Annotated in this window: 12 protein-coding genes; 4 read left to right on the top strand and 8 right to left on the bottom strand. The window is 67.7% G+C overall.

Going from position 1 to position 17,370, the window contains the following annotated elements:
• Window positions 1-161: 161 nt before the first annotated feature.
• From QMX82_RS19115 to QMX82_RS19125, 3 genes are all read left to right on the top strand, one after another.
• Complete coding sequence (locus tag QMX82_RS19115) at window positions 162-1,562, top strand: adenosylmethionine--8-amino-7-oxononanoate transaminase (RefSeq protein WP_208693885.1); 1,401 nt, start codon at window positions 162-164, stop codon at window positions 1,560-1,562.
• Window positions 1,563-1,575: 13 nt separating this feature from the next.
• Window positions 1,576-2,304: a 16S rRNA (uracil(1498)-N(3))-methyltransferase gene (locus QMX82_RS19120; protein WP_282286514.1), complete on the top strand. Its 729-nt coding sequence runs from the start codon at window positions 1,576-1,578 to the stop codon at window positions 2,302-2,304.
• A 67-nt stretch (window positions 2,305-2,371) separates the two neighbouring features.
• Window positions 2,372-3,031, top strand: coding sequence for an HAD-IA family hydrolase (locus QMX82_RS19125; protein ID WP_282286515.1), 660 nt, complete (start codon window positions 2,372-2,374; stop codon window positions 3,029-3,031).
• On the opposite strand, the gene QMX82_RS19130 is transcribed toward QMX82_RS19125, so the two are convergent.
• From QMX82_RS19130 to pilG, 8 genes are all read right to left on the bottom strand, one after another.
• The gene (locus tag QMX82_RS19130; RefSeq protein ID WP_282286517.1) at window positions 3,028-3,495 is read right to left on the bottom strand and encodes a chemotaxis protein CheW; all 468 of its coding nucleotides are present in this window, start codon (window positions 3,493-3,495) and stop codon (window positions 3,028-3,030) included. The genes QMX82_RS19125 and QMX82_RS19130 overlap by 4 nt on opposite strands.
• Before the next feature lie 11 nt (window positions 3,496-3,506).
• Window positions 3,507-4,526, bottom strand: coding sequence for a chemotaxis protein CheB (locus QMX82_RS19135; protein WP_273860884.1), 1,020 nt, complete (start codon window positions 4,524-4,526; stop codon window positions 3,507-3,509).
• The gene (locus tag QMX82_RS19140; RefSeq protein ID WP_282286520.1) at window positions 4,519-11,631 is read right to left on the bottom strand and encodes an Hpt domain-containing protein; all 7,113 of its coding nucleotides are present in this window, start codon (window positions 11,629-11,631) and stop codon (window positions 4,519-4,521) included. The genes QMX82_RS19135 and QMX82_RS19140 overlap by 8 nt, the downstream gene beginning before the upstream one ends.
• 11 nt (window positions 11,632-11,642) lie before the next feature.
• On the bottom strand, window positions 11,643-12,491 hold the full coding sequence (locus tag QMX82_RS19145) for a CheR family methyltransferase (protein WP_282286527.1): 849 nt from the start codon (window positions 12,489-12,491) through the stop codon (window positions 11,643-11,645).
• Window positions 12,492-12,552: 61 nt separating this feature from the next.
• Window positions 12,553-14,583 (bottom strand): methyl-accepting chemotaxis protein, encoded by a 2,031-nt coding sequence (locus QMX82_RS19150; protein ID WP_282286528.1) that lies wholly within the window; start codon window positions 14,581-14,583, stop codon window positions 12,553-12,555.
• A gap of 161 nt (window positions 14,584-14,744) precedes the next feature.
• Window positions 14,745-15,281, bottom strand: a complete 537-nt coding sequence (locus tag QMX82_RS19155; RefSeq protein ID WP_208693877.1) for a chemotaxis protein CheW — start codon at window positions 15,279-15,281, stop codon at window positions 14,745-14,747.
• 49 nt (window positions 15,282-15,330) lie between these two features.
• Window positions 15,331-15,696, bottom strand: coding sequence for a twitching motility response regulator PilH (gene pilH / locus QMX82_RS19160; protein WP_007161680.1), 366 nt, complete (start codon window positions 15,694-15,696; stop codon window positions 15,331-15,333).
• Between the two features lie 40 nt (window positions 15,697-15,736).
• The gene (gene pilG, locus QMX82_RS19165) at window positions 15,737-16,144 is read right to left on the bottom strand and encodes a twitching motility response regulator PilG (protein WP_007161679.1); all 408 of its coding nucleotides are present in this window, start codon (window positions 16,142-16,144) and stop codon (window positions 15,737-15,739) included.
• Window positions 16,145-16,364: 220 nt separating this feature from the next.
• Here pilG and gshB point away from each other — a divergent pair, with 220 nt between their 5' ends.
• Entirely contained in the window at window positions 16,365-17,315 is a 951-nt protein-coding gene (gene gshB, locus QMX82_RS19170; RefSeq protein WP_282286556.1) for a glutathione synthase, read from the top strand.
• Window positions 17,316-17,370 lie beyond the last annotated feature (55 nt).

Here is a 17,370-nt window from a genome sequence, read left to right on the forward strand (position 1 = left end):
CCTGGGACCGGGAAACGGCGGTGGCGCAGCATACGCCAGCGGCCCCTGAGCCACTAGCTGCCGCCACGACCGGCAATCGGCCCGCGCCTTGCTCCCGTCGCGCACCCTGGCTTAGGCTTGCGCCCCCTTTTTATCGCCGGGCCCATCGCCAGGAGACGCCAATGACCAATCACGACTGGATGCGCCGTGACCTGGAGGTGCTCTGGCACCCCTGCACCCAGATGAAGGATCACGAGCAGCTGCCGGTGATCCCGATCCGCCGTGGCGAGGGCGTCTGGCTGGAGGACTTCGACGGCAACCGCTACCTGGACGCCGTCAGCTCCTGGTGGGTCAATGTCTTCGGCCACGCCAATCCGCGCATCAACGACCGCATCAAGGCCCAGGTCGACCAGCTGGAGCACGTCATTCTCGCCGGCTTCAGCCACCAGCCGGTGATCGAGTTGTCCGAGCGCCTGGTCGCCCTGACCCCGGCCGGCCTCGACCGGGTGTTCTATGCCGACAACGGCTCCTCGTGCATCGAGGTGGCCTTGAAGATGAGCTATCACTACTGGCGCAACGTGGGCCAGCCGGAAAAGCGCCGCTTCGTCACCCTGACCAACAGCTACCACGGCGAGACGGTGGCGGCCATGTCGGTGGGTGACGTGGCGCTGTTCACCGAGACTTACCAAGGCCTGTTGCTGGACACCCTCAAGGTGCCCAGTCCCGATTGCTACCTGCGCCCCGAGGGCATGGACTGGGAAACGCATTCGCGGCAGATGTTCGCGCACATGGAGCGCACCCTGGCCGAGCACCACGCCAGCGTCGCCGCGGTCATCGTCGAGCCGCTGATCCAGGGCGCCACCGGCATGCGCATGTACCATCCGGTCTATCTGCGCCTCCTGCGCGAGGCCTGCGATCGCTATGGCGTGCACCTGATCCATGACGAGATCGCCGTGGGCTTCGGTCGCACCGGGACGATGTTCGCCTGCGAGCAGGCCGGCATCCGTCCGGATTTCCTCTGCCTGTCCAAGGCCCTCACCGGCGGCTACCTGCCGCTGGCCGCCTGCCTGACCACCGATGCGGTCTACCAGGCGTTCTACGACGACTACCACACCCTGCGCGCCTTCCTGCATTCCCACAGCTACACCGGCAATCCGCTGGCCTGCGCCGCCGCCCTGGCGACCCTGGACATCTTCGCCCAGGACGACGTCATCGCAGCCAACAAGCCCCTGGCCCGGCGCATGGCCGAGGCCACCGCGCACCTGGTCGATCATCCCCACGTGGGCGAGGTGCGCCAGACCGGCATGGCCCTGGCCATCGAGATGAGCGCCGACAAGGCCCGCCGCACGCCCTACCCCTGGCAGGAGCGCCGCGGTCTCGCCGTCTATCAGCACGCCCTCTCCCGTGGCGCCCTGTTGCGGCCCCTGGGCAACGTGGTCTACTTCCTGCCGCCCTATGTCATCACCCCCGAGCAGATCGACTTCCTCGCCGAGGTGGCGAGCGAAGGCATCGACCTCGCCACCCGCACCTCGGTCAGCGTCGCCCTGAGCGACCTGCACCCCAACCACCGCGATCCCGGCTGATCTGGAGTCCGCCATGCGTCTCACCCGCTGCCACCTCGACCTGCCCCTGGCCCTCGGCCACCTCGACCTGCCCGAGGCCCAGGCCCACTACCTGGGCCGCGTGCTGCGCCTGGCGCCGGGGGATGCCGTGCAACTGTTCGACGGCAGTGGCCGGGAATACCTCGGCCAGGTCGCCGCGGTGGGCAAGAAGACCCTGAGTGTCGAGCTGACCGAGGAACTGCCCGGCCAACCCGATTCGCCGCTGCGCATCCATCTCGGCCAGGGCCTGTCCCGCGGCGAGCGCATGGACTGGGCGATCCAGAAGGCCACCGAACTGGGCGTGGCCGAGATCACCCCGCTGGTCAGCGAACGCTGCGAGGTGCGCCTCAAGGACGAGCGCGCCGACAAACGCCTGCAGCACTGGCGCCAGGTCGCCATCAGCGCCTGCGAACAGTGCGGTCGCTCCACGGTGCCGCTGATCCATCCGCCGCAGTTGCTGGCCGACTGGCAGGCCGCGCTGGACGCCGATCTCAAGCTGGTCCTGCACCCGGTGGCCGCCGCCCTGGAAAGCCATGCCCGGCCTACCCGCCTGGCCCTGCTGATCGGTCCCGAAGGCGGCCTGAGCGAGGCCGAAGTCACGGCCGCCTGCGCCGCCGGTTTCCAGCCGGCCCGCCTGGGGCCGCGCGTGCTGCGCACCGAGACCGCCCCGGTGGTGGCCCTGAGCGTGGCCCAGCAACTCTGGGGTGATCTCCAGACCCCCTGATCCGCCCCCCGGGCCGCTGTCCTGCGGCGGTCCGCCCCTTTCCCCACGGATAGTTTTGGAGCCCTGGATGACCCTTCCCTCTCGCCCCTACGCCGCCTTCCTGTTCGACATGGACGGCACCCTGCTTACCAGCGTGGCCTCCGCCGAACGCGCCTGGAGCACCTGGGCACTCGGCCACGGCCTCGATCCGGCGGACGTCCTCGCCGTGATGCACGGGGTGCGGGCCGTGGAAACGGTGAAACGCTTCGCTCCGGCGGGCGCGGACATCGACGCCGAGACCCGCGCCATCACCGAACTGGAGATCGCCGATGTCGCCGACATCCAGGAGATCCCCGGCGCGGCGGCCTTTCTCGCCAGTCTGCCCGCCGGCAGCTGGGCGCTGGTCACCTCGGCCTCCCGCCGCCTGGCCGAGGTCCGGCTCGCCGCGGCCGGCATGGCCCTGCCGCCGGTGATGATCTGCGCCGAAGACGTCACCCAGGGCAAGCCCGCGCCGGACTGCTTCCTGGCGGGTGCGCGCAAGCTGGGGGTGGCGATCGGCGACTGCCTGGTGTTCGAGGATGCCCACGCCGGCTTTGCCGCGGCCAAGGCGGCCGGCGCCGATGCCGTGGCCATCACCGCGACCCATCGCCAGCCGCTGGACCTGGGGCTGCCAACCCTGGCGGACTATCGCGGAGTCGCTGTCAGCCTGGATGAAAACGGCAAGATGCGCCTCACCCGGCAGTCCTAGAACACACCAGCAGCGGCCAGCCGTTCTTCCACGCTGATCAAATCGGGAATGCGCGCCGTGCCGCCTTCGTAGGCCACGGCGCCCAGCTCCAGGGCGGCCAGGGGCACCTCGGCGGCAACCAGCTCCGGGGTGATGCGCAACGAGCGCGGAATGCTGCGGATCAGCAGCGCCAGAAAGCGCACCCGCTCACGCCCACCCAGGGCGTTGAGGATGGCCACCCGCGCATGGCGATCGCCATCGAATTGCGCGGCACTGCCGCTGGACAGCGCTTCGAAACTGATCAGCGGCAGGCGCAGATCGCGCCAGGCGACCTGGCCCAGGCACCAGTCCGGCTGCACCGGCAGCGGCCGGATCTCGCGACAGGGCACCAGCTCGGCCACCGCCGCGTTGGGCAGCAGCAGGGTACGATCGGCCAGGGTCAGCAGCAGACCGGTCAGGTGTTCGGCGGGAGCGGCGGTCGACATGGGGAATTCCTTTAGCTTCGCTGCTCGGCCAGGCGCGCCACCAGGGCTTCGGCCAGGCCGCGGGGATCGGCGGTAAGGGTCGCAAGACCCGATTCGCGCAGGCTTTCCGGCATGCTCGGGGCGATGCAGGTGCTCGCCGACTGGGTCCAGAGCGTGCCTCCGCGACGCCGCACATAGGGCGCCGAAGCGGTGCCGTCGTTGCCCATGCCGCTGAAGACGATGACCCCGCAGCGCGCGCCGAAATGCTGCGCCAGGTTGAGCATCATCTGGCTGATCGACGGCGTATAGGGCTCGGGCCAGGCGCGCTCGACGATGTCCAGGGCACCAGAGGCGCGAAAGGTCAGTTCCTGCTGGGTCGGCACCACCACCACCTCGCCGCAGCGCACCGGCTCACCCGGGCGCGCGCCCTGGATATGCCATTGACTGTGCCGGCCGACCGCGCGCAACAGGCTGGCGGCAAAGCCGTCGCCGATGTGCTGGGCATAGAGGAAGCCGACTGGCAGACCGCCCGGCAGGGCATCGAGAAAGGCCTTCACCGCCGCCGGACCGCCCAGGGACGCGGCCAGCAACCAGACCTCGGGGGCCGGATCGCCGGCTGGCAGCGGCAGATTGGCCAGGGGTTCCGGCAGCGTCAGGCGCGGCGGTCGCGGCTGGTCCTGCAGCAGGGTCTCCAGGGCCGGACCGACCGCCGCCACGGGATCGCCGATCAGCCGCTTGAGCTTGCCGATCAGGCGTTTTTCCCACTGGGTGAAGGGATCGGTGAAGCGCTCCGGCGCCTGGCCTTCGCCGAACAGGATGGGCACCTCGGCCCCCTCCAGCAGCGCGTCCACCAGTGGCGACTCCTCCGTCTGGCTGAGGTCGATCAGCCACAGATCGGTCGCGACCGTGGGCCAGGCCGCTTCGTCGAAGCGCTCCGGATCGCTGTTGAGAACGACGTGATAGCCATTGTCGGCCAGCACCTGCTGCAGCACGTGGCGCTGCAGCGGACTGTCGGCCAGGATGGCGACGCGGGCGGTGTGCATCTCAGTCATCTTGCCTGACCAACCGATGGATGTGGGCCAGGAGTTCGCTCTCCTGGTAGGGCTTGCCCAGGTATTCGTTCACGCCCAGGCTCAGCGCCCGCTCGCGGTGCTTTTCCCCGGTCCGGGAGGTGATCATCACGATTGGCAGGTCCTTGAGGCGCGCGTCGTGGCGCACCAGGGTCGCCACCTCGAAGCCGTCCATGCGTGGCATCTCGATGTCCAGCAGCAGGATGTCCGGCTGCCGCTCCTGCAACTGGGCAATGGCATCCACCCCGTCCTTGGCGGTGAAGACCTCCATGCCGTGGCGTTCCAGCAGGCGGCTGGTGACCTTGCGCACCGTGACCGAATCGTCCACCACCATGACCAGCACTGGCCGGGTGACCTCGGCCACCGTGGCCGGCCCCTGCGCCAGCCGGGCGAGTTCCTCGCCGCTGGCACGCTGGCTGCGGATCATCGCCAGCAGGTCGAGAATCACCACCACGCGCCCGTCCCCCAGCAGGGTGGCGCCGGACAGACCGGGTACCCCGGCGAATTGCGGACCGAGGCCCTTCACCACGATCTCCCGCGAGCCGGCCACCGCATCCACCTGCACGGCCACGGCGTATTCGGCGGAACGCACCAGCACCACCGGCAGCGGCAGACTCTGGCCGCTCAGCTTGGGCTGCTGGCCGTTGTTGAGCAGGTGCCCCAGGTAGCGCAGGTCATAGTGCTGGCCGCCGTATTCGAAGGTCGTCGCCCCCGGGCGGTAATAGCGCTCGAGATCGGCCGCGGTCACCCGCACGATGCCTTCGATGGTGTTCAGTGGCACGGCATAGAGATCGTCGCCGGCATGCACCATGAGCGCGCGGTTCACCGACACGGTGAACGGCAGACGGATGGTGAAGCGCGTCCCCTCGCCCGCCACGCTATGGATGTCCATGTTGCCGCCGAGCTGCTTCACCTCCTGGTGCACCACGTCCATGCCCACGCCACGCCCGGAAATCTGGGTGACGGTCGGCGCCGTGGAGAAGCCCGATTCGAGGATGAATTGCAGCAGCTCCTGATCGGTAAGCTGCGCGTCTTCTGCCATCAGGCCGCGCTCGATGGCCTTGCGGCGGACTGCCCCCAGGTCGATGCCACGGCCGTCGTCGGCCAGGGTCAGGATGATGTCGCCGCCTTCACGACGCAGATCCAGGCTGATCACGCCCTCGGCCGGCTTGCCGGCGCGCTGGCGCCCGGCGGCGTCCTCGACCCCGTGGTCGATGGCGTTACGCAGCATGTGCTCGAGCGGCGGAATGATCCGCTCCAGCACCGTGCGGTCCAGCTCGCCCTCGGCGTTGCCGACCCGCAGCTCGATCGGCTTGTCCAGTTCGGCGCTGACCTGGCGTACCACCCGGTGCAACCGCGGCACCATGCGCTCGAAAGGCACCATGCGCGTCTGCATGAGGCTTTCCTGCAACTCGGTGTTGACCCGCGCCTGTTGCAGCAGCAGGGTCTCGGCATCGCGATTGCGCTGGCCCAGGGTGTTCTTCAGATCCAGCAGGTCGGAAGCCGATTCGAACAGCGCCCGGGACAGCTGCTGCAGCTGGGAATAGCGATCCAGCTCCAGGGGGTCGAAATCCTCGTAGCCGGCGCGATCCACGTCTTCGTGATGACGACTGATGATCTGCGCCTGGGTCTCGGTATCCAGCCGGCGCAGCTGATCGCGGACCCGCTCGATGGTGGCTTCCATCTCGCCGAGGGTGGTACCGATGTCGCTGACCTGCTGCTCGACGCGACCGCGGAAGATCGAGGTCTCGCCGGCCAGGTTGACCAGCTCTTCCAGCAACGCGGCCGGTACCCGCACCAGTTCCTGGGAGGACCGCCGCTGCGCCGCCTGCTGACGAACCTGCTGCAGGCGCTGCACGAAGGGCAGCGGCGCAACCGCTGGCGCAGGCGTCTCGGCCGCCACCATGATCGGTGCCGCGGCACTGGTCGGCTCAGGCGACGCGGCGAACGGGCGCGTGACAATGGGCTCGGCGTCCAGGCCTGGCGTCTCGTCATCCCCGGCAAGGTCCGCGGCCGCCGGCAGATCAGACTCGCTCGCGACTTCCGCTTCGGCTTCGGCTTCGGCCGTCTCGACCGGCACCGGGGGTGTACGCTCCGGGGCGGCGGCCGGCAGCGACAGCTGGGCCACCGCCAACTGCAGCCCGTCGACCCCCTGGGTCGCCAGGACGCGTACCCGCTCGCGATCGTCCTCGCTCAACCCCACGGCGAGCGAGCGCAACTCCGCCAGTTGCTGTTCCAGCTCATGGGCCTGCTCACCCAGGCCGTGCAGACCGGCCAGGCGCGCACCACCCTTGAGGGTATGCAGGCAGCGCAGCAACTCGTCCACCGCCACGTCGGGCGCGGCCGGCCAGTCCGCCAGGGCCTCGTCCATGCTGACCAGCAGGTCCTGGGCTTCCTCCATGAAGATTTCGAGGATTTCCGCATCGGTGTCGGCGTCGAAGACCGGTGCGGCGACCACGGGGGCGGCCGTCACACCGGCCGTCAGCGGCTCGCAGCGATAATCGCGCAAGGCCTCGACCAGATCGCCAGCCGGCGCCGGGACCTGCCCCTGGGCCAGGGCTTCGAGTTGCTCGTGCAGGCGGTCGTGGCAACGCTGCAACAGGCTGCCCAGGTCGGCACCGGGCTTGATCCTTCCCCGCGCCAGGCCCTCGTAGAAGGCCTCCAGGGCATGGGCCAGATCGCCGATGGCATCCACCTCGGCCAGGCGCGCACCGCCCTTGAGGGTATGCAGGTCGCGTAACAGGGATTCCAGTTCGAGACTGTTGCGCGGCTCGGCTTCCCAGGCGCGCAGCGAGGTCGCCATGCTGTCGAGCAGGTCGCGACTCTCTTCGATGTAGATGGCCAGCAACTCGGCGTCGGGCCCCTCGTCCGCCTCCGGCGCGGCCAGGGGCGTCGGCGCCCACAGCGGCGACTCGGCATCCGTCGGCTGGTCCGCGATAGCTTCGCCGAGCTCAAACTCGCCCGGGGTAGACCCGGCGGTGTCCAGCTCCGGCAGGTCATCCAGATGACCGGTACGGATGCGCTGCAGGCGCTCGACCTGCTCGCCATGCTCGCTGACCGGCTCACCCGCCGCCAGCTCTTCGAGCTGCGCGGCCAGGCAGCCATGGGCGTCACGCAGGGGGTTGGCCAGTTCGGCGCCGCCGGCGAGACGGCCATCGAGCAGGCCTTCGTAGATGGCGTCCAGCTCCGTGGCCAGCTGCGCGACCGGCATCACCCCGGCGAGATGGGCGCCGCCCTTGAGGGTATGCAGATCGCGCTGCAGGGTGCCGAGGTGGAAGCGCTGCTGCGGCTCCACCAGCCAACGCTTCAGCGCCCGATCGGCGCTGTCCAGCAGGTCCTGGGCTTCCTCGAGGAAGATCAGCTGCATCTCCGGATCGACCGACTCGGCAGCCTCGGACTCGGGCTCGACGGCATCCGCCGGCTCGCTGTCCGCCAAGGGCGGCAGCAGCTCTTCCGGCTGCGCCAGCGACTCCAGCTCAGGCTCGGCTTCGGCTTCGGCTTCGGCTTCGGCTTCGGCTTCGGCTTCGGCTTCGGCTTCGGCGGGCAGTTCGACGTCCAGCGCCAGTTCGGGTGCGACCGGCGTGGCCGTTGCCGGATCGAAGAGGTCTTCGGGTTCGGGCTCGGCCAGCAGGGTGGTGTCCGCCATGGGCAGTCCGGCGAGAATGCCGGCCAGCAGGCCGCGCAGGCCCTGGATCCGCTCCTCGCTCGGCGTGGCCCGCATGCCACCGGCCAGCTGATTGAGCATGCTGATCAGGGCTTCCTGGGCCTCTGCCGCTTCACGGAAGAAGGCCTCGTCGGCGGGCAGCGAACCGCTCGCCGCGGCGGCATAGACCACCTGCAGCGCTTCAGCGAGCTGCTCGACATCGGCCAGTCCGACCCGGGCAGCCCCATCGGCAAAGCTATTCAGGCGCTCGGCCAGCAGATCCGGGCAGGCCGCCCGGTCACCGTCGGTCCGCCAGGCATTCAGGCGCTCATCGGCCTCCAGCAACAGGTCCATTCCCGGCATGAGGAAATCGGTCAGCCGCAGGACATCACGCTGTTCCGGCAGCGGTGCCTCGGGCAGCGGCACCTGGGGATCCAGCTCCTCCAGCAGCGCTTCGCAGGACGCGATGACGTCCGGCGCACCGGCCAGCGGCGTTGCCAGCGCCCCTTCGTCGAGCTCGCCCAGTCGCCGCTCCAGCAACTCGGCACCCCGGGCGAGCAAGGCGCACTCGGGTTCGGCGAAGGCGACATGGGCGAGCTTGTATTCCTTGGCCAGCCGTTCCAGCGCCGACGCCAGCTCGGCCATCGGCGAACTGCCCGCCATATGGGCACTGCCCTTGAGGGTGTGCAGGGCGCGCAGCAGATTGTCCGAGACCGGCTGGGCACTGCCGGCCTCCGACTGCTCGAGAAAGCGGCGCACGGTTTCCAGGTGCGCCTGGGCCTCGGTGCGGAAGATATCCAGCAGCTGGGTATCGGCTTCAGCGGCGACGGGGCTCACGACCTCAGGCTCGCCCATGTGCGCCTCGGGGAGCGGCGTCGGCGCGGAGGCGGCTGCGCTGCCCGGTGAGGTACGCTCGGGCAAGGCTTCGTTACGGGCCAGCGCGTGCGCGGCGTGGGCCAGCCAGTCGACGTCGTCGCGCTGCCGCTGACGATTCTCGGCGTATTCCTCGACCAGCTGCGGCAGCAGGACGCAGGTCTGCTCGACCACCGCCTGCAGGGCGGCGCTGTGAGCGACGCTGTTATCCAGGCGACGATTGAACAGATTTTCCAGAGCCCAGGCCAATTCGCCGATGACCAGTGCCTGGACCATGCGACCACTGCCCTTGAGGGTGTGAAAATTGCGCCGCAATTCACTCAAGGCGGTGCGCTGCTCGGGTTCGGCCTCCCAGATCGGCAACCAGCGTTCCAGCTCCGCCTGGACCTCGCCGGCCTCTTCGATAAAGACCTCGCGCAGTTCGTCCTCGACCGGCTCGGCGTCGGCGGCGGGCGGCAGCAGCGCGTGCGGCACCTGCGCTGCCGGGGGGTTGATGGGACTGACCGGCGCGGCCAATACCTCGGCGATCGCATCGGCATCGGCGGTCGCCAGCGACAGGCTGTCCGCCTCGCTGTCGGCCAGCAGCGCCTCGGGTTCGTCATGCGCGGGCGCGGTCTCGCCGAGCGGCTCGTCATCCGCCCCCTCGGCCGCCGCGTCTGCCTCCAGAAGATCGGCGGTCAGCGGCGCTTCCGCTGCGATTGACTCGAACTCGGCCGGCGAAGCTTCGCCGGCGTCTACAGGCTCCTCGACCGGCAGCGCGGTGAGTTCCAGCGCCTCTTCGGCCACCGGTTCCGCAACCAGGGGCTGGTCTTCCGGCAGATCCAGGGCCGGCGGCGCGACCTCGCCGGAGGACAGGGGCGCTGCCGCCGCCTCGCCGTCGCCAGCCGCCCTGGGCGGATAACCGAGGGCGATGAGACTCTCGTCGGCGATGTCGAGGATCATGTCGTGGGGCGTGGAGGGATCTTCCGCCAGGCGCTCCAGGTAGTACTCGACGCTGGTGATGGCGTCGGCCAGGGTGTCCAGGCTCTGCCAGTCCGGCACGGCCTGCTTGCCCAGCAGCTGCTGGCAGATATAGTCGTTGGCCGCCTGCACCTGGGCCGCAGCCCGCTCCAGCGGGATCATCGCCAGGCCGCCGCGGACCTGGGTCAGCAACAGGGGCACCGACTCCAGGTGGACATGGTTCCACTGGGAGGCGATGAACTCGATGATGGCGTCCTTGGATTGCTCCAGGCCATTGCGCGCCTCGCGCACCACTACCCGATGCAACTGATCGATATCGGTGGTGGGCAAGCGGCTCTCTTCGGCATCACCCACCTCGTTGCCGCTGACCATGCCGGCCAGGGTGGCTTCGACGTAGAGCAGCGCCCCGGCGATATCCATCAAGGCGGCGTCGCTGGCCTCGCGCACGCCATCGGCCAGTTCGGCGACGGCTTCGTGCTGCTCGAGCACCACCTTGCGCGGCTGACCGAAGCCCAGCACCGCCAGGGTATCGGCGATCTGCTTGAGCGGCGCCAGCAGCCCGCGCAGGCTGGCGGGCTGCTGGCGATCGCTGCGCACGAACAGGTCCAGGCTGTCCTTGATCTGCACCAACTCTTCGCACAGCGCGGTCACCACCGAGCGCATGGCTTCGCGATCCGGACCAACGATGCGCGAGCGCTCGAAGCCCACCAGCTCGGCATCCGGCAGGGCCTCGTCGAGGCGATAGTGCGCCTTGAGCGCGGCGATGCGCGGACTCTGCACCGGCGCCTTGGCCAGGTAGAACAGCAGATTCTTCAGCAGATCGGCCGGCGCCGGCTGGTTCAGGGTGGTCACCCCGTCGCTGATGAGTCGCTTGAGTTCGCGATCCAGTTGCCGCAACAGGCCGCGGATCGAACTGCTGTTGTCCAGCTCGCCGGCCTGCAGCAATTCGGTGAGGCCCGCCGCCACCGGCCAGAGCGCGCCAAAGGGCGAACCGGCACAGAGCTGGTCCAGGCGCTCGAAGACCCGCAGCAGGTAATCCAGGTGCAGCTGGACATCGCGGTCGCGGAACAGCCCGACCTGGGCGCCCTGCAGCGCCTGGCGCAACTTGCGCAGGCGCGGCAGCCAGTCCGGCGCGGCGCGGTCGGCCAGTTCGGCGTCGCTCAGCGACAGCGGCGTGGCGGAGAGATCCGGCGAGAACAGGCTGGTCTCGGAGAGCAGCTTCTCGCCGCGCGCCGAACGCAGGTCGTTGAGCAGCGGCAGGATGGCCAGAGGCAGATCGCGGCGGGCTTCAAGGACCCGATCCAGATAGGGCGGTACCTGCAGGATGGCCTGCATCAGCACTTCCAGCGCCTCGTCGGAGCTGTTCACCCGCTCTTCATGGAGGGCCTGCAGCAACAGCTCCATCTCTTCGGCGAGCAGCGCGGCGCCGTAGAACTCCACCATCTGCAAGGTGCCGTAGACCTGATGCACATAGGTCCGACAGAAACCCAGGCGGCTACGGTCGTGCGGGTTGTCGACGAACGCCTCGAGCGCCTTGCGGGCCTGCTGCAAGGTTTCGGCGATCTCTCCCTTGACCCACTCGAGGGCTACGTAGTCGTGTCGATCGATCATCTCGGCTCCTGTCATGCCGGGTGGTCCAGCTGGCGGGTGAACGCCAGGACTTCGGGATGATCGACGGGTATCAGTTGCGGGTGGCTCCAATTGCTCACCTCACCGACACCCAGGACCAAGAGCCCACCCGGTGCAAGCCGCTGGACCAGCTGGTTGAGCAGGTCTCGACGCAGCCAGCGGCGGAAATAAATCAGCAAGTTCTGACAAAAAATGACGTTGAGCCCCTGCAAGGGGGCCTGGCCCAGTTCCAGCACATTGAGCCGGGCAAAGCACAGTCGCTCCATCAACCCGGCGACAACCTCGAAGTTGCCATCGCTGCGCGGACGAAAATACCGCTCGCGCGGGGCGGGCGGCACCCCGGCCAGTCGCTGCAGGCTGTAGGTGCCCTGCCGCGCCTGGCGCAGGGCTTCGCTACTGATGTCGGTACCGGTCAGGGCGAACGTCAGCGGACGCGGCTGCCGCGTGAGCACTTCGGCGGTGCTGATGGCCATCGAAAAGGCTTCCTCGCCACTGGCACACCCCAGACTCCAGAGGGTCAGGCTGTCGCCCTCGGCGGTCTTGGCGAACTCGTTCACATAGGTTTCCAGCAGCGCGAAGGACGGCGGATGACGAAAGAAGCGGGTGGCCTGGATGGTCAGTCGGTCGAGCAGCCGAACCCATTCGATGCGCCCGCCGATGCCCGCACAGACGACCTGGTAGTAGCTGTCGTAGTCGGCGATCGCCAGTTCGCGCATGCGCGCGGCCAGCTGGATCTGCAGAAAGCTGCGCTGGCGGTCTTCCAGCACCATGCCGGCGCGGGTTTCCAGCAACTGTCGCCAACGCTCGAAGTCCGCATCCGGCAGCTCGGGAGCACGGCGCAACGCCCAACTCGACTCCCCCACCCCGTCTCCCCCTCGCCACACGGCGATGTGGCCGCTGTGTTCAGCCCAGCGGCTGCTCGTTCGGCAGATTGAAGCCCGAGACCGAACGCCGCATCTCGCTGGCCAGCTTGGCCAGCTCGCCGATGCTGCGCGCGGTGGCGGTGGTACCGGTCGAGGTCTGCGAGGTGATCTCCTGAATCACGTTCATGGTGCTGGAGATGTGGCTGGCGGACGAGGACTGCTGGCGCGCGGCGTTGGAGATGTTCTGGATCAGCCCGGCCAGGCTCTGGGAAACCTTCTCGATCTCCTCCAGGGCCACACCGGCATCCTGGGCCAGGGCGGCCCCGCGCACCACTTCCGAGGTGGTCTGCTCCATGGAGATGACCGCTTCGTTGGTGTCGGTCTGGATCGCCTTGACCAGGGCCTCGATCTGCTTGGTGGCGCCCGAGGAACGCTCGGCGAGGCGCTGGACCTCGTCGGCGACCACCGCGAAGCCGCGGCCGGCATCACCGGCCATGGAGGCCTGGATGGCGGCGTTCAGGGCCAGGATGTTGGTCTGGTCGGCGATGTCGTTGATCAGGCCGACGATGTCGCCGATCTCCTGGGACGATTCGCCCAGGCGCTTGATCCGCTTGGCGGTGTCCTGGATCTGCTCGCGAATGCTGTCCATGCCGATGATGGTGTTGTGCACCACCTGGTTGCCCTTGTTGGCGATGGCCACGGAGCGCTCCGCCACCGCGGTGGATTCGGAGGCGTTGGTGGATACCTGATCGATGGACACGGCCATCTCGTTGATCGCCGCGGAAGCCCCGGCGATTTCCTGGGCCTGGTGTTCCGAGGCCTCGGCCAGCACCGTGGCGGTGTCCTGGGACTCCTGGGCCGCGGCGGCCACCTGGACGGCGGTCTGGTTGATGGTTTCCACCAGTTCGCGCAGCTGGTCGATGGAGTAGTTGATGGAGTCGGCGATGGCGCCGGTGAAGTCTTCGGTCACCGTGGCCTGCACGGTCAGGTCACCGTCGGCCAGGTCGGCGATCTCGTCCAGCAGGCGCAGAATGGCGGTCTGGTTGCGCTGGTTCTTTTCGTCGGTCTCGGCCAGGCGGCGGCGGGTGTCGCGCACCAGGATATAGCCGATGCAGAGAATGGCGCCGAGGGCGATGAACACCAGCAGGTAGCTGCCCACGGTGTTGATCTTGCGGCTCTGGGCCAGCGAGGCGTAACTGCCGCTGAGGTCGGAGGCGGAACCGAGCAGCGCCTGGGAGCCGCGGTAGATCAGGCCCACGGCGGAGCGGATCTGCAGCAGCTCGGGCGAGGTGGCAAGGATCTCGTCGACGTTGCCGGAAACGAATTCGAACAGCTTGTTGGCTTCGTTGAGGCGACTGACCGCCTCGGGATCGGTGATCTTGGCGATGCCCATGGAGGCGTTGCCTTCACGCATGGCCTTGAGCACGCGGCCGAACAGGCTGGCGTCGCGGCCAAAGCTGTCGGCGGCCTGTACGGCGGCTTCGTCGCCGGTGAGGATCTTGTTGATGGCGCCGAGGATCCGCTCGGCGAGCAGCGCCTGACGCTGGGCCACCACCACCTGACTGGCGGGCGCGCCGCGCTCGATCAGGATGTCGACGATCTCTTCGTTCTCGACCTGCAGCTGGGGAATGGTATCGGCCAGGGCGCCGGACAGCTGGTGCAGGGAGAGCACGGTCTGCTCGCTGCCAAGCATGCTGTCGACCTGCTTGCGCTGGTTCTCCCATTGGGACTCCAGGGTATCCAGGCGCGGACCGAGGATCGCCGGCGAAGGCGGCAGGCCGGTCTGCGGATCACCGCTGCGCAGGATGTTCAGGCGGCGTTCGAACTCGGCACGGGCCTGGCGCAGGTCCTTGAAGGCCTCGGCCTTGCCGGTGGCGGCCTCACTGGCGCTCTTGGCCAGCTGCTGCGAGAGAATACGCAGCTCGGTGGCCTGGCCCTGGTACTGGTTGTCGTAGTTGGTCTGGGTGCCCAGGTACGCGAAGTTGGCGAACAGCAGCACGATCGCGACGATCAGCACCACGAACATGCCCGCGACCCACGCGTTGAGTTTCCCGGTATTGAGTTTGTTCATCAGCGGCCCCCGCCTGGACCTTGGTTCCTTTAGTTCTATCCTTGTCGGACGCCAACCCGGTTCGCTTGAAGCCGGTGTTCGGTGCCCTACCCCCACCCGTCGGCGACGGCTCCTGCCATCCCGACCCCGATCCGCCTTGCAGCGTCCGGACGTCTGGCGACCTAGGCCGCGACGTCCATGAATTCGGGATGCTCAACCAAGGCGCGCGGGCTGCAGACCAGCCAGGGCACGTCGCGTTGGAAAACACCTTCCAGAAAGAAGTGCAGGCCTGACGGCACGCTGTCGGCGTGTTCGCGATAGGCCTCGATGTCGAAATGCTGCATACCCAGAACTTCGTCAACCGCCAATCCGACGAAGAGGTCGCCGTGGTCGACGATCAGGATGCGCCGCTGTTTGCGCAGGGCCTGGACCTTCACGCCGAGGAATTGCCCCAGGTCGGCGATCGGCAGCAGGCGACCGCGCACGTTGGCCACACCCTTGAGCCACGGTTTTACACCCGGCAGCGCGGTGAAGCGCGGCTCCGGCAGGATCTCGCTGACCTCGCCCATGGGAATCACGAAACGCAATTCACCCAGGCGAAAGCCGATGCCGCTCCAGCTGCGCTGGTTTTCCTGTTGCGCCGGCAGACCGGCTGCCCGTTCGCGGCAGCGCAGATCGATCAGGCGCAAGAGCTCGTAGGGCGTGGTGGCGTCGCTCATAGGATTCCCTGCCCAGTGGGGCGCTGCCGCGAGAAACGGACGAAAGACCTCAGCCTTGCAGGACACCCGCCAGGGTGCGCAACAGGGTGTCTTCGTCGATGGGCTTGGTGAGGTAGTCCTTGGCGCCCTGGCGCTTGCCCCAGACCTTGTCGGTTTCCTGGTCCTTGGTGGTGACGATGACCACCGGAATGTGGCTGGTCTCGGCATCCTTGGTCAGCTGCCGGGTCGCCTGGAAGCCGTTGAGGCCGGGCATGACGATATCCATCAGGACCGCGTCCGGCTTTTCCTGGCGCGCCAGGGCGACGCCGTCGGCACCGTTCTCGGCCTTGAGCACCTGATGACCATGCTTTTCCAGCATGGCGGTGAGCTTGTACATCTCGGTGGGAGAGTCGTCGACGATCAGAATTCGAGCCATGAAAATTTCCTACTAGATAGAATCGCCCGCCTCAGGACACTCAGGACGCTTGTTCGAGCGGAGTGAAACTGGGGACGTGGGTCTTGATCGCCCCGATCAGCTCTTCTTTGCTGAAAGGTTTGGTGAGGTACTGGTCAGAGCCGACGATGCGGCCCTTGGCCTTGTCGAAGAGTCCGTCACGGGAGGAGAGCATGATGACGGGCGTCGCGCGGAAGGCGCTGTTGTTCTTGATCAGCGCGCAGGTCTGATAGCCATCCAGGCGCGGCATCATGATGTCCACGAAGATGATATGGGGATGACTATCGGCGATCTTGGCGAGCGCATCGAATCCATCGATGGCAGTGATGACTTCGCAGCCAACTTTCTTGAGCAAGGTCTCGGCGGTCCGACGAATCGTCTTCGAGTCGTCGATCACCATGACCTTCAGCCCTTCCGAATACTGTTCCATGTTCAAGCTACCAGCTCATCGTCGATGCAACGTGAATGATGTCGATCCGGGCACTTTGGCGGCGCCTCTTTGTAGCACACAATACCGTGACGTACCACGCAGATCCCCTGGTGACGGACCACCGGCCCGCCCACCACGACGATCGTGCAAGCATTGGCACTAAAGGGGATCGAAGGGCTATTCTGACGCCTTGCCCACGTAGAACCGAGGTCTAGCGTCAATGAGTATCCGTCTGGGGATCGTCATGGATCCCATCGAACGCATCTCCTATAAGAAGGACAGCTCCATGGCCATGCTGTGGGCGGCCAAGGCGCGCGGCTGGACCCTGCACTATTTCGAGATGCAGGACCTGTACCAGGTCGATGGCGAGGCCCGCGGTCGCGGTCGGCAGCTGGACGTGTTCCAGGATCCGGAGCGCTGGTTCGCCTTTGGCGAAGACGTCGACCTGCCGCTGCGCGAGCTGGACGTGATCCTGATGCGCAAGGATCCGCCCTTCGACAACGAATTCGTCTATGCCACCTACCTGCTGGAGCAGGCCGAGCGTGGCGGCACCCTGGTGGTCAACCGTCCCGCCAGTCTGCGCGACTGCAACGAGAAGTTCTTCGCCACCCTGTTCCCCGAGCTGGCGCCGCCGACCCTGGTCAGCCGCCGCGCCGACATCATCCGCGAATTCGCCCGCACCCACGGCGACGTCATTCTCAAGCCGCTGGACGGCATGGGGGGCAGCTCGGTGTTCCGTCATCGCGACGGCGACCCGAATCTCTCGGTGATCCTCGAGACCCTGACCGCCCACGGTACCCAGCAAATCATCGCCCAGCGCTATCTGCCCGGCATCAAGGACGGCGACAAGCGCATCCTGATGATCGACGGCGAACCCGTGGACTATTGCCTGGCGCGCATTCCGGCCCAGGGCGAGACCCGCGGCAACCTGGCCGCCGGTGGCCGCGGCGTCGCCCAGCCGCTGTCGGCACGGGATCGCGAGATCGCCGCGACGGTGGGTCCGGAATTGCGCAAGCGCGGCCTGCTCTTCGTCGGTCTGGACGTGATCGGCGAGCACCTGACCGAGATCAACGTCACCAGCCCGACCTGCATCCGCGAGATCGATGCGGCCTACGACACCCGCATCGCCGAGCGCCTGATGGACGTGATCGCGCAGCAACGCGCGGGCTGAGGCGGTTGTGCCCGGCGCCCGCGGCGGGCGGGGCCCCCCCCGGCCCCCAACCCCC

It is taken from the genome of Pseudomonas sp. PS02302 (genome assembly GCF_029959585.1).
GTDB lineage: Bacteria > Pseudomonadota > Gammaproteobacteria > Pseudomonadales > Pseudomonadaceae > Chryseomonas > Chryseomonas aestiva.

Bases quoted from the DNA above. Each gene is read 5' to 3' on its own strand.
- QMX82_RS19135 (WP_273860884.1), bottom strand. From the start codon at position 4,526: ATGACTGAGATGCACACCGCCCGCGTCGCCATCCTGGCCGACAGTCCG.
- QMX82_RS19120 (WP_282286514.1), top strand. From the start codon at position 1,576: ATGCGTCTCACCCGCTGCCACCTCGACCTGCCCCTGGCCCTCGGCCAC.
- QMX82_RS19130 (WP_282286517.1), bottom strand. From the start codon at position 3,495: ATGTCGACCGCCGCTCCCGCCGAACACCTGACCGGTCTGCTGCTGACC.
- QMX82_RS19150 (WP_282286528.1), bottom strand. From the start codon at position 14,583: ATGAACAAACTCAATACCGGGAAACTCAACGCGTGGGTCGCGGGCATG.
- QMX82_RS19140 (WP_282286520.1), bottom strand. From the start codon at position 11,631: ATGATCGATCGACACGACTACGTAGCCCTCGAGTGGGTCAAGGGAGAG.
- gshB (WP_282286556.1), top strand. From the start codon at position 16,365: ATGAGTATCCGTCTGGGGATCGTCATGGATCCCATCGAACGCATCTCC.
- pilH (WP_007161680.1), bottom strand. From the start codon at position 15,696: ATGGCTCGAATTCTGATCGTCGACGACTCTCCCACCGAGATGTACAAG.
- QMX82_RS19155 (WP_208693877.1), bottom strand. From the start codon at position 15,281: ATGAGCGACGCCACCACGCCCTACGAGCTCTTGCGCCTGATCGATCTG.
- QMX82_RS19115 (WP_208693885.1), top strand. From the start codon at position 162: ATGACCAATCACGACTGGATGCGCCGTGACCTGGAGGTGCTCTGGCAC.
- QMX82_RS19125 (WP_282286515.1), top strand. From the start codon at position 2,372: ATGACCCTTCCCTCTCGCCCCTACGCCGCCTTCCTGTTCGACATGGAC.
- pilG (WP_007161679.1), bottom strand. From the start codon at position 16,144: ATGGAACAGTATTCGGAAGGGCTGAAGGTCATGGTGATCGACGACTCG.